Genomic DNA, 11,723 nt, shown 5'->3' with positions numbered 1-11,723 from the left:
CCTACTTCTACCTACCCTATAAACTCTCGAAAGTGGGGGGAGAGTGAAAAACTACATTTGATAGTCACCCCTATTAATACTTTTTGCTTGCAATTGTAACCGTTCTTGCCAGCTAAACTGTTCTTGACCGATGATACAATCTTCCCCAGCAATGATAGGATCTTTTTCTTTTTTACCTAGTCCTTCTAATTTTCTATCTTTTAAAACTAAACCACAAGCAGCTTCATCCTTGGGATTTTGACTAAGACGGGTGAGTTCTTCTGTATCAGGAAAACCAGAAGCAATACTCATCATGCTACTAAATAAAGTATTGATTTCGGAATTGCGGCCAAATTCACCACCTTCTGCTAACCAATGCAGTAGTCGTGAAGCATTTCCACCAACATAAACAGGTGTGATTTGATTTTGAGAATATTTACCCTCTTGGTATAAAACTGAGAGAATTTGACCAACATAAAAGTATAATCCACAAACACCAATTGCCATTAAGCGAATTAGTCCTTGAAAATCTTTATCTTCTGCAAATTTATCTCGTTTTGTTTCTAGCCAATTACCAGCTTTTAGACGCATCCAAACATCAAGTTTGGCATTAAAAGCCGGACCTTTTAACTTGCTCCAAAGCTGGACATCTGTAATAGTATCTAACTTTTTCAAGAAGTTAGGATTCATCTCTATGAATTGCGAAAAGAGTTGACTACCTGCTAATAAAACTGAACATTGATGAAGAAGTTTATCATTTTGCCAGATAGAAATATCTGATGTGCCACCACCCATATCAATACAAGTGCTACTAACTAAATCATGTTCCTCCCGTTCGGCAAAATATTGGGCAACTGCTAAACTTTCAGTACGGAAATAAGTAGGATCATCTTTATCTGGACTATTATGAATAATCCCTGTATTTTTTGCTAATTCTTTAGTTATTTTTTGCCAATTGAGAGCATATCTTTGTTGTTCGGTAGAAGAAAATGCTGAAGGAAATGATAAAGACCATTGAATAGTTTTTACACCATCTTTAGCAGCTAAGGCTGTAATATGCAATGCTAAATGCTTGAGAAATAGTTGATTATCGGTAAGATTAGTGGTTGTCCACTTTAAATTAGTTTTTATCCATGTTTCTTGCGGTGCAAACCGTTCAAGATTAGGAATATAAAGCCGACCGTCAAAAATAGGACTTAGTTGATCATCAGTAGTATTAGTTTTACCTCTGGTGGTTAATACAGTAGACATGGGAAAAGGTTTATCTATGGGGATAAAACTTTCAGGAATAAAGGATTCAAACAAAGCAGGAAAACGCGTATCAATAGGAGCATCTGTAACTTGACAGTGCAGGTTTTCTAATGTTAGCCGTTCTACAACTCTGTCATTTTTGTTGACATAAATGTTAGTAAAGGAAGTCCCAAAATCAACACCAACTACCCACTCACCATTAAGATCAATCTGTTCTGGAGTATTTAACAAAATTAACCCGATGGTGTTTTTGTAGATGTCTTTACACTCAATCAAGGATGGAAATTCTTCTAAACTAACTACCTGAAAAGAACCCTTTTTTTCTTTAAAAATGTGAGTATTTTTTGCATAAGGAAAATTAACTTGAAAAGTCTCTTCCCCTAATTCAGCATCATAGTAAAAGCCGTAATATTCTTTCCAACCTTCAGCGCGGAAATTAGGCCATATTTCTAAAACTGGAACTTCAGAAATAATGTTTTCTTCTAATAGAGCATATTCTTTAACTACATAGAAGTTCTGCGGTGCTTTTCCGCCTTTAACGCCATATAAAGGTAAGGTTAAAGTAACTCTTACTCCTGAACTCCCTGCACCATTATTAACTACTTGCAGTTTAATTTTCTTGATTAAATCTTCAGGTGTAAAGTAGTTCAACAAAATTGGATTTAAAGGAATAAAAGGGGTAATATTTCTACCTTTAAATACTAAAGATTTAGCTCCTTCAGGCAGTAAAGCCCCTGGTAAAATTCCCTCTTGATCAATAAATTTCAAGTCTGGTAAAAATAAATCTTTCGATTCCAGACAAATTACTTTTTTACTCTTGTTCCAAGTTTCGACATCTTCACGTCGGAAAGCTGCTAAGGTTTTACCTTCATAAACCCAGATATTTTGTAGTGGTTCATTCCATGTAGTCGCAACTTCTGGATCAATAATTAATAATGGGGGAACATTAGGTTTAACTACACTAGGAACAACTCGAATATTAGATTCTCTTGATTCAACTTTAATCGGAAAATTAAGAGCAGCTAACGCCCCTCTGTTTAAAGGGACTTCAAAAAAAGCAGAATTATCAGTAAGTTGAAAGTTGGCTGTAGATGTCACTTTCAAATTATTAATAAAATCGTTGATGAAACCAATAATGATACCAACTGATCTAGTATCATCACTATGTCCTCTGATTTCTCTGCGGAGATTATCTAGCCAAAATGCTAGTTGGGCTTTTTCTATATCATTAAGATAATTATGCAGTGGTTGGAATTGCATTGTATTGGCATTCCACCAGGGTAAACCATCCCAAACTCCTTGTTCTGAGGGGACAACCAAGGTACTCGGAGAAGTCATCCCTACAGGTTGATTATTCCAAGTGAAAATATATAAGTCTTCCCAAGGATTTTTACCGTTCTGAAATTTGTAAATACTATTAACATCATCAGGTAAAAGTTCATAAAGAGAACGAGCGAAAATGTGATGATCTTTTTTTGTTCCCAGTTCTAGAAGTTGGGCTTTAATGGGAAAACCGCGCACTTCTGCTAATGCTAAAACGGCTAACATTCCTTGCCATTGAATAATCATTTGTTCCCGAATGGGATAAGCATCATTATGTAATGCCATTTCCATTGATAAGGGACGCGCCCAAACTGTAGGAACAGAACTAATATTTTTAACTTCTCCTGGGGCTTTATAATCTAAGCTAGAAGCAACTTGATTAAAAGTAGTTGGTGCTTGGGAATCCCAACTACCAGAATTTCCCGATTTGACATCACAATCATCTTTGAGTTTTGGTAATAGTAAACTTGTCATTTTTAATTTTCCTTCCTTAATTCACAAACATGATATAAAGCTTTAGCAAGTCCAATAATCCCTTGATTTGGAGGATTAATATTTTGAGGGTTTAACCTTTCTTTCAGCTTTTGTATTGTGTCTTGAGATTTTTTGTTTTGATCTCGGCTATCACCCTGAGCAAAAATTAAACTGGATAGGTTCTCAGGATTGAATTTACTACCACTGAAATAATCAGCATTAAATAATTGAATACTTTCACCCTGACATTGATGAATATGTGATAACCAGCGTAAATAATCTTGACACCAAGCTGTAATTATTTTTATGGCATCCTGTTCTTTAGTATCGTTAAAGTCGGCGTTTTTCTGGGTATTACCTCCTGTCAGGATTCCTCTAGAAGCAGGAAAGAATTTGACAAACCAAGCAGTACCAGCACGCTTTCTAAAACCATCTCCACCAATGTTTTTTGCTTCTGCTAATTCTGGAGCAATATTAGATAACCACACAAAAGCAAACCGGGTAGCCTTGATTAATTCGGGTAAAACTTCTTTTTGATCAGGAATATCTTCCCAAGTTAATGTTTTTAATGTTTCTCGATTCATTAACACCACTGTTTTTTGTCCTGGTGGTGTTTTTAATAAAAATTGTCTGGCAGCTAAAGCAGCATAAAGTTCAATAAAATGAGGATCATTCCGCTGGGTGTTTTTACCAACACTAAATTTTTTAACTGGAGATAATTGTTGATTTCCTAATAGATAGACAGTATCAAAGGTTTCTTGAGCTTGACTACCATAATAGCGAAGTGCCGCTTCGGTATTTAACAAAAATTGTTCAGAACGAGCATAGACTTTTTCAGAATTGTCTCCCAATTCAGGAGTAAAGCCAAAGTAAGGTAAGACAAATAAACAACCTAAATCAACTTTTTCTCTAACTTTCAGCGCTTCCAATTTATTATGAATTAACCGCCCAATTGTTGGTAATCCTGAAGCGCCTGTTCCTCCAAATATTGAACCACATAAAAAGATTTTTGGGCGTGTTCCGCCTCCTGTATCTTTTTGAATTTTGCCCATTAGTGTTCCCCAGGAGTCACCATCTAAGGTATCTAGGTTTACCTGACTCATGACGGCTGCACCAATGGCTGGCCGTCCCCGAAAACCTACATCTAAATTAGCTTCTCTTTCTTCTTGGGTGTAGAGGACATCAAATAGATTTCCTAATGCTGGTTCATCTTCCTTGAGAATGTTGTATTGAAAAAATGAACCGAGATTTTTATTGATGCTATTGTTAGCAAATGGCGACCATAAAGGAAATGATTCAATCTTTGTTTGCATCCAAGGATGCCTATCTTTTATATCTAATCCGTAACATTTTTGATAAATTTCTAAACTTGTTAATGCTCTAGAAAGATTCCCATTGGTTTCATCAGCATCAACAAATAATAAATTTAGCGTTTCTTCGCCAAAAAGTCCGACAGATGCTAATTGAATAATCCCTTCAATACATTTAGCACCTGTTCCACCAATTCCAATTACATAAATTGACATTTTTTAATCTCCCATTAGCTGATGACGTAAAAGAAAAGCCCCTGGTGGAATATATTTCACGGCTTCAGGAGAACTGGTTGCTGTGGGTAGCCAATACAGCAATAAGGTATCTAAGACAAAAAATCCCATTAATGACAGTTGGGCTTCGTCACTGCGGTTAATGAAAAATACGGTAAATCCAATACTGGCCATTGGTAATAGTCCTAATAACCACCACATCAACATCCAGCGTCCAGTAGAACCACCGTCATTAAACCGACTGGTTGCAGCTAATATACACCAAATTAATGTTACTACAATGCAAACAGCAAACATAATCAGTGAAGCTGTGGTATAGTCAGTGCCAAGCCATGTATTAAGGGGGACTTTTTGAATAGGTATGATTTGATTTTCATAGATGAGACGCTGCCCTAAAAACATGACAGCAGCACCAATGATGCTAAAAATGATAATTCTGATGATTTCCCACGGTTTCATTAACCCTCCTCACGACTTGTAGTTTTTTAGAAATTTAGCGTCTGGTTTAAACGTGGCACAAGTATTCTTTGATATACTCGCATATTATGATTGAGATGGCAAGAAAAAATACGGTAAAATTACTTAACATTTATTAGCAATAGTAAATAAATCAACAACATAGTATTAATGGAGAAGTAGGAAGATGATACGTATTCAATGGTTAGTGTTAGTATTAATGGCGGTTTTGTTAACATCTTGTAATAAGAAGGAAGAGTTAAAATGTGAAATTCCTAATGTTAATTCAGTCAATAGCGAAACTGCTAATAAATCTGATAATCTCAATGTGGCTATTTATGTAGATGGTAGCGGCTCAATGTTGGGATATGTGAAAGATGGAGAAAGCAAGTATATTAAAACTTTAAAATCTCTTAGAAGTGTATTTGAGTTAACAGGTAAATTGCCAGTTGAATATTATCGAATTGGTACTCCTATGCAAAAAATTACAGGTGGTGAATATTATAGTTATGGATCTAGTTCAGTTTTTTATGATGGTAGTAATGCCAAATTTAAGGCTGTGTCTAGTCCTATAGATGCGGCTATTGTTCCGGCTGTAAAAGACCAAAAGAAAATGACGGTAATTATTACAGATTTACAACAAAATAGTGGTGATGTAACTAAATTAAATAAAAGAATTCAAGATGCTTATTTTAATCCCCAGAAAAAAGATTATGCTGTGGGTGTTTGGGCTGTTAAAAGCGAATTTAATGGTAAGGTTTATGTTGAGGAAAATAATAGCATTAAAACCTTTGTTTATAATTCTGGTAAACAAGCAGATAAGTTACGTCCATTTTATGTGTTATTTATTGGACCATATCAAGATGTTAAGTATTATTTTGGACAATTACAAAATTATGATTCTAATCAATTATTAGCTAATAGCAAGTTAATGATTTTTCATCCTGATCATATTCTTGATAAAATATCTTCTTTAGAAACGCCTCCAGAATCTCTACCTCAAGGTATTATTAGTCCTTTGTCTTTGGTTAAAGATGGAGTTGCTGCTAGTAAAGGTAATTATGAATTATTGCAAATAAATTCTGGGCAAAAGGATAATTTAACACTTAATTATAGTATTCCTTTTTCACCATCTGAATATAGTTTATTGGTAGATATCAATTCTTTAAAGCCAAAAGTTAAAGCTGAGAAAGTTGATAAGTTTGCCAAAGAATTTAAACCTGTTGATTCTAATTCAGCATTAAGTAATGCTATAGAGTTTAAAGATTGGCAAATTCTTCCTAAAGAAAATAAGTTAAAATTTTCAGCTATTATCCAACCTAATAATTTTCCTGAACCGGGAATTTATAAATTACAGTTTGATATTCTCAGCCAGAATTTAGAAACTCCTAGTTGGTGGAAAGAATGGGATTGGCAAACTAAATCTAGTGAAGAAGATGGGACAAAAACTCATGGTGTGGAGGAGTTTTTTATGGCGCTGAAAAATCGAACGGAAACAATGAAAGCTGAACAATCAAATAATCAGGAAGGGTCACAATTTTTAGTTGGTCATTTTTGCTATGGAATTAAAAAAGATTAACTATAATTTATCAGACAGTATTTTGGATGAGTATACAGAAATATACTCAAGATAGATTAATTATTTGATTTTACAGGTAGGGTTTTCGTAATCTTGTCGAAGTCCATTTTCTATTCATGTTTAGTATAAGTGCGATCGCTCTAATGAAACACAATGGAGGGCGCACGCCCTGCGCCCCTACAGGTTTTGCGATAAAAAACTGTACCTCATAACATCAGAAAGTGCCATAAGTGCGATCGCTCACCCAATACTAAACTACCATAAATTACCTAATAAAAATCCCCTGAAAGGATTGTTTTTACATCTTTTCAGGGGAAATTTATCAACAACCTACGCCGGGTAAATTCTTAACCGCCGATTTGGTTCATCGCCAAAACTATCGGATTTGAGGCGATAATGTTCCACCAACTCGTGCTGCATTTTTCGCACTTGGGAAGAACGAGGTAGTAACTCCACAGGCTGACCTTTAGGGATGACAATCTGCTCTACAGCAAGTCTGGCTTCCTCCAAAGCGTCCATTTCATCATCACTACCGTTGTGTAATAACAGTTGTAGCTCTCTGTCGTCGCCAATATCTGGATCATCAATATTCAGTAAGCGGCGGAGACTGCGAGTAATTTGGGGAATTGTACTAGACTTGATCACATGAATGGGGACATGACGAGCCTTAGCCATCTGTCTTAACTTAGCGTGATTCTTGACGTGCGATCGCAAAGCCAAAATAGCATCCGCACTATCTAAGTCTTTAGTCAATACCACAGGCAAAGTTAGCACATTAATCACCTGTTCCAACTGGTGACGACTCACCCCATAGGGGTAAATGTGCAATGGTAAATCCTCCCCATTGGGACCTGCTTGTTTACGGCTGACAACATCAAAACCTTCAGAATAATTGAAAGATTCATCCAACAAGCGGTCAAATTCACTGCGTCCCGTCGGTCTTTCCCTATCCAGAGATAAAGGTGGTAAAGCCACCATCTGTCCAGAAGAACGCCAACCATTAGGTTTAGCAGCTAAGAAAGATTCCTCCACATTAGTAACGTGACCATTACCATTGCCATTACCATTGCCACCATTGACCACAGCTAACTGTCTAACAACACCAACTTTGCCATGATCATCAACAGTTCTCGTTTGTGGAGTAGGTTGACGACCACGTAACAAAGTATCAACCGTATCAGCTACAGATTCATGAACTACCCAGCGTTGCCGTTCCAACATTTCCACAGCAATCTCAAAAGTCGGTGGCGCTTTTCGCTCCAAAACTGTCTTTTGCGAACCACGTCGTCTAGCCTCATCATCGCCCAAAGTCACAGCCTGAATCCCCCCAACCAAATCAGACAGAGTAGGATTTTTAATCAGGTTTTCAATCTGATTACCATGAGCAGTTCCTACTAATTGCACCCCTCTTTCAGCAATTGTCCGGGCAGCTAAAGCCTCCAATTCCGTGCCAATTTCATCAATAACAATGACTTCTGGCATATGGTTTTCCACAGCCTCAATCATGACTTGATGTTGTAGTTCTGGTTTAGATACTTGCATCCGTCTAGCACGACCAATGGCTGAGTGAGCAATATCACCATCACCAGCAATTTCATTAGATGTGTCAATAATAACCACTCGCTTATGTAAATCGTCCGCCAATACACGGGCAATTTCTCGTAAAGCTGTGGTTTTACCAACACCAGGACGACCTAGCATGAGAATTGATTGACCAGTTTCTACCAAATCGCGGATCATGGCAATTGTTCCGAATACCGCCTTGCCGACTCGACAAGTTAAGCCAATAATTTTACCGCTACGGTTACGGATAGCACTGATGCGATGCAAAGTTTTTTCAATTCCTGCTCGATTATCCCCCCCAAAATTTCCAACTCGTTGAATGCAATCATCTATCTGTGCTTGAGTGACCGGTATTTCGCTCAGATACTCCGCTGCATGAGGAAACCGAGCTTCGGGACGACGGCCTAAATCCAAGACTACCTCAACTAAAATATCTCGTTTAGGATGATTTTCTAGTTGTTGTTGGAGGTCTTGAGGCAAAATGTCTAACAACTTTTGGAGATCTTCTGTAATCGTCATGCTTTTTATTGGTGACTTGACGTTTTTAGAGATATGGATTGGAGCGTTACCGCCCAGACTTGATTTGGGAAACGAGATCATGGGCCAGCTTTACAGCTTCCCACAGTAATTCCGGGTCTTCTTCTAAGCGAATATGACCTTGATTATCAGTGTTAATCACCTCCTTTTGTTGCAACTGGTCAAGAATGGGTGACAGCAATACACGGGCGTAGCTACCATAGGCAACCCCGGAGATAAAAGCTGGGGACTCGTTCCCCCCTGCTCCTCTGCTCCCCTGCTCCCTTGCCTCTTGGAGCAGTCCCATCCCCTTTAATTTAGGGACGGTGTAGCTATTAGTGCCGCCTGCTAACTGCACATATCCCGGTAGGTTTGCTGTCAAAACTTTTTGTCCCAATTTTATTGTGGCTATGGTAGTACCATCACCAATATCACCACTCATAGAACGTCCATCAGTTTGCCAAATTAAAAACTGCGGACGAGGGACAATTAAATTGTAAATTGCTTGTAGGTAATCAATTAACCCTTCTCCATCGTTACAACTGATGGCTACCAATTTTAATTGATCTGCCCAGAGTGTCATTGCGTCCCATAACCGTTGGAATTCTGCCAACCGCCCCACTTGAGTATGAATTTCTACGGCTTCTATTCCCGTTGACATAATCAATGGTACTATCTCCCCTGGCGTTGACATATAAGATTTTGTATAAATTATCCCATAGGGACAGATAGGAATACAACGGCCACAGCCATAACATTTTTCAGAAATTACTCCAGAAAAATCATCTTTGGTATTGTTAAATAAAATTGCTTGGGCTGGACAGATTTTTTCACATGGTCTAGAACAATCGTTCGGACAGTCTTGAGAATTAAACTCAGCTTTCCGAAAATGGGGATCTTCACCATCATTGAGGCTGACCATTAACAAAGGCAAATCACCTGTAAAGGCAAAGCCTCGTTTCTGGGCATCATTCACCAAGCCTTCCGCTACCAGTAAAGCTTCCTGGGTAGCGGCAATAACTGCCAGATCGGCAGCCACATCTATACAGTCAGCACCCGCCAAAGTGTAGGCTAAGGTGAGATTTCTGACCGCAGGAAGATGTTGGTAACTGGCTCCGCAAATTAATTTGAACCAATTACCTTGTTTTAGAGATTGCAAAGGGGCTAATAAATCAGTCACATTTCCATTATGCGTTTATTTCACTGGAAATTGCAGCTTGTGATCAGGAAAATTTAGATTTTTTTTATTACTAACCTTATACCAGTACAATGCGAGCCTGTGAATTCGGATCAATATTTGGATATTTTTAGTGACATAAAAGGTTTATTTCTGACTACTAAAAATCACGAGATTATACTTAAATAATTTTCTGCACAGATAAAATAGGGAAGTCTACGCACATCCTAACAAAGGAAAACGAACATGGAAATCAACAAGAAGAATCAATTTGAAATCAATGACCTCATTGATGAATCTGTAAGCAATGCAGTAGCACGTCGTAGCGAAGCTTTGGATTCAGTGGAAAATTTGTCTGACGAAGAAGCTAAGAACGTGACAGGTGGTGCATTAATTAAGCCTATTATCTTGGGTCGCATTTTTTGGCCTCCTATCACAACAGGAATCATTGTAGTTAATCCAGTTAAATTTTAAACTATTTAGGTATTGACCCATAAGAGAATTACCCAGCCGTATTTAGTTATAGTCGCACCTAGAAAAGTAGTTGTAGGTAGCGAATTTCTAAACAAAGCTTGGGTACGGCTGGTCATTTTTTAGGATTCTCATAATGAAAGAAATTGCAATTGATAAAACCACACTTTGTCCTAGTGCTAGACCAGAAGCTGAGAAAAGTGTTGTTTTTGGTATTATCGGCGGGACAGTTGCAGAACCTCGTGTAGCTTATCTTAAACAAACCCAACCTATCACGGAAGAATTAATAGCAAAAGCCAGTCCAGTTACACCTGCGGAAATTTTTCGCACAGCAGCGCCTTGTGCCGCTACAGGTTGTCAGCATTTTGATGGACAAAATTGTGGTTTGGCTACACGAATTGTGGAAAATTTTCCCGCAGTAGCAGAAGAATTACCACCTTGTTCTATCCGTCGAGATTGTCGCTGGTGGCAACAAGAAGGAAAAGTAGCTTGTATGCGATGTCCGCAAGTTATTACAGATAACTACAACGCATCCGAACTAGCAGTTAAAGTTGCAGCCCCAAGTAGTAATTAACTAAAACAATCAACTGCATTCAAGTTATTTCAGGAGAAGATTATGTCCTTAGAAAACGTGAGAGCTTTTTACGAAAAATTAGCTTGTGATGAAGGTTTTCGTAGCCAAATTCAAGAAGTTGATAATAAAGAAGTAGGTAGAGAAATTCTAGAAGCTTCTGGTTATAACTTCACTCAAGAAGAGTTTGAAGAATATACAGAGCAATTGTTGGAATCAGGTAATTCTCCTGAAGGCTTAAGAGACCTCAATGAAAAAGAATTAGAAGCTGTTTTTGGTGGAGCAACATCTGTGCTTTTACCTATAGGTTTTCCGATTCTATTATACGGAGTTGTGATCAGTAAAATCGGGCGGATACTCTAATTCCCTTTTCAGGATTTTGAAATTTTAAAGTCATAAATCAAAAAATTTTTGCAAGGAGAAAACAATGTCTTTAGGAAGTGTCAGAGATTTCTACAAACAGCTAGTTGCTGACGATGATTTTCGCAATCAAATTCAAAATGTTGAAAACAAAGAAGAATGTAGTCAAATAGTTAAAGCTGCTGGCTATGATTTCACTCAAGAAGAATATGAAGAATATACCTTGAAATTGTTAGAATCAGTCAATTCTGACAATGAACTTCAAGATTTAGGTGAAAAAGAACTAGCAGGCGTGTTTGGTGGAATAACTGGATGGCCAAAAATTCAACCATTATATGGAGTTATTCGTCCACCTATGCAGCTATTGTATGGAGTTATCATAGATAACACACTAATTTAGGAAATTTCCATTTCCGAACTCACAAATTAAATTCCTGCTGATTAATAAATAGTAGCAGT

General features: G+C 37.5%; 10 protein-coding genes. 5 read left to right on the top strand and 5 right to left on the bottom strand.

Annotated features, from left to right (window positions below; translation table 11 throughout):
- Nucleotides 1–51: 51 nt before the first annotated feature.
- From FJR05_RS06795 to FJR05_RS06785, 3 genes are read right to left on the bottom strand one after another with little or no spacing between them, the layout of a single operon-like run.
- Entirely contained in the window at nucleotides 52–3,027 is a 2,976-nt protein-coding gene (locus FJR05_RS06795; protein ID WP_174783608.1) for a hypothetical protein, read from the bottom strand.
- 2 nt (nucleotides 3,028–3,029) lie between these two features.
- The gene (locus FJR05_RS27185; RefSeq protein WP_168643411.1) at nucleotides 3,030–4,553 is read right to left on the bottom strand and encodes a hypothetical protein; all 1,524 of its coding nucleotides are present in this window, start codon (nucleotides 4,551–4,553) and stop codon (nucleotides 3,030–3,032) included.
- A 3-nt stretch (nucleotides 4,554–4,556) separates the two neighbouring features.
- On the bottom strand, nucleotides 4,557–5,030 hold the full coding sequence (locus tag FJR05_RS06785; protein WP_168643410.1) for a hypothetical protein: 474 nt from the start codon (nucleotides 5,028–5,030) through the stop codon (nucleotides 4,557–4,559).
- 184 nt (nucleotides 5,031–5,214) lie between these two features.
- Here FJR05_RS06785 and FJR05_RS06780 point away from each other — a divergent pair, with 184 nt between their 5' ends.
- Nucleotides 5,215–6,606: a hypothetical protein gene (locus FJR05_RS06780; protein WP_168643409.1), complete on the top strand. Its 1,392-nt coding sequence runs from the start codon at nucleotides 5,215–5,217 to the stop codon at nucleotides 6,604–6,606.
- Nucleotides 6,607–6,936: 330 nt separating this feature from the next.
- Here FJR05_RS06780 and FJR05_RS06775 read toward each other — a convergent pair whose 3' ends face one another.
- Complete coding sequence (locus FJR05_RS06775) at nucleotides 6,937–8,688, bottom strand: R3H domain-containing nucleic acid-binding protein (RefSeq protein WP_168643408.1); 1,752 nt, start codon at nucleotides 8,686–8,688, stop codon at nucleotides 6,937–6,939.
- 46 nt (nucleotides 8,689–8,734) lie between these two features.
- Nucleotides 8,735–9,865: a circadian clock protein LdpA gene (ldpA, locus tag FJR05_RS06770; protein ID WP_168643407.1), complete on the bottom strand. Its 1,131-nt coding sequence runs from the start codon at nucleotides 9,863–9,865 to the stop codon at nucleotides 8,735–8,737.
- Between the two features lie 243 nt (nucleotides 9,866–10,108).
- Here ldpA and FJR05_RS06765 point away from each other — a divergent pair, with 243 nt between their 5' ends.
- The 4 genes from FJR05_RS06765 to FJR05_RS06750 all read left to right on the top strand — a co-directional run bounded on the left by FJR05_RS06765 (nucleotide 10,109) and on the right by FJR05_RS06750 (nucleotide 11,664).
- Entirely contained in the window at nucleotides 10,109–10,336 is a 228-nt protein-coding gene (locus FJR05_RS06765; protein WP_174783607.1) for a hypothetical protein, read from the top strand.
- Between the two features lie 133 nt (nucleotides 10,337–10,469).
- Nucleotides 10,470–10,907: a nitrogen fixation protein gene (locus FJR05_RS06760; protein WP_168643406.1), complete on the top strand. Its 438-nt coding sequence runs from the start codon at nucleotides 10,470–10,472 to the stop codon at nucleotides 10,905–10,907.
- Between the two features lie 42 nt (nucleotides 10,908–10,949).
- On the top strand, nucleotides 10,950–11,267 hold the full coding sequence (locus tag FJR05_RS06755; RefSeq protein WP_168643405.1) for a Nif11-like leader peptide family RiPP precursor: 318 nt from the start codon (nucleotides 10,950–10,952) through the stop codon (nucleotides 11,265–11,267).
- Between the two features lie 64 nt (nucleotides 11,268–11,331).
- Entirely contained in the window at nucleotides 11,332–11,664 is a 333-nt protein-coding gene (locus FJR05_RS06750) for a Nif11-like leader peptide family natural product precursor (RefSeq protein ID WP_168643404.1), read from the top strand.
- Nucleotides 11,665–11,723 lie beyond the last annotated feature (59 nt).

The organism is Dolichospermum sp. UHCC 0259, from assembly GCF_009711935.1.
Taxonomy (GTDB): domain Bacteria; phylum Cyanobacteriota; class Cyanobacteriia; order Cyanobacteriales; family Nostocaceae; genus Dolichospermum.
Note: the sequence above shows the minus strand (reverse complement) of the source record. Positions and strands in the feature narration are given on the sequence as shown.

Coding starts and splice junctions, on each gene's coding strand:
- FJR05_RS06755 (WP_168643405.1), top strand. CDS start 10,950: ATGTCCTTAGAAAACGTGAGAGCTTTTTACGAAAAATTAGCTTGTGAT.
- FJR05_RS06775 (WP_168643408.1), bottom strand. CDS start 8,688: ATGACGATTACAGAAGATCTCCAAAAGTTGTTAGACATTTTGCCTCAA.
- FJR05_RS06780 (WP_168643409.1), top strand. CDS start 5,215: ATGATACGTATTCAATGGTTAGTGTTAGTATTAATGGCGGTTTTGTTA.
- FJR05_RS06765 (WP_174783607.1), top strand. CDS start 10,109: ATGGAAATCAACAAGAAGAATCAATTTGAAATCAATGACCTCATTGAT.
- FJR05_RS06795 (WP_174783608.1), bottom strand. CDS start 3,027: ATGACAAGTTTACTATTACCAAAACTCAAAGATGATTGTGATGTCAAA.
- FJR05_RS27185 (WP_168643411.1), bottom strand. CDS start 4,553: ATGTCAATTTATGTAATTGGAATTGGTGGAACAGGTGCTAAATGTATT.
- FJR05_RS06785 (WP_168643410.1), bottom strand. CDS start 5,030: ATGAAACCGTGGGAAATCATCAGAATTATCATTTTTAGCATCATTGGT.
- FJR05_RS06750 (WP_168643404.1), top strand. CDS start 11,332: ATGTCTTTAGGAAGTGTCAGAGATTTCTACAAACAGCTAGTTGCTGAC.
- FJR05_RS06760 (WP_168643406.1), top strand. CDS start 10,470: ATGAAAGAAATTGCAATTGATAAAACCACACTTTGTCCTAGTGCTAGA.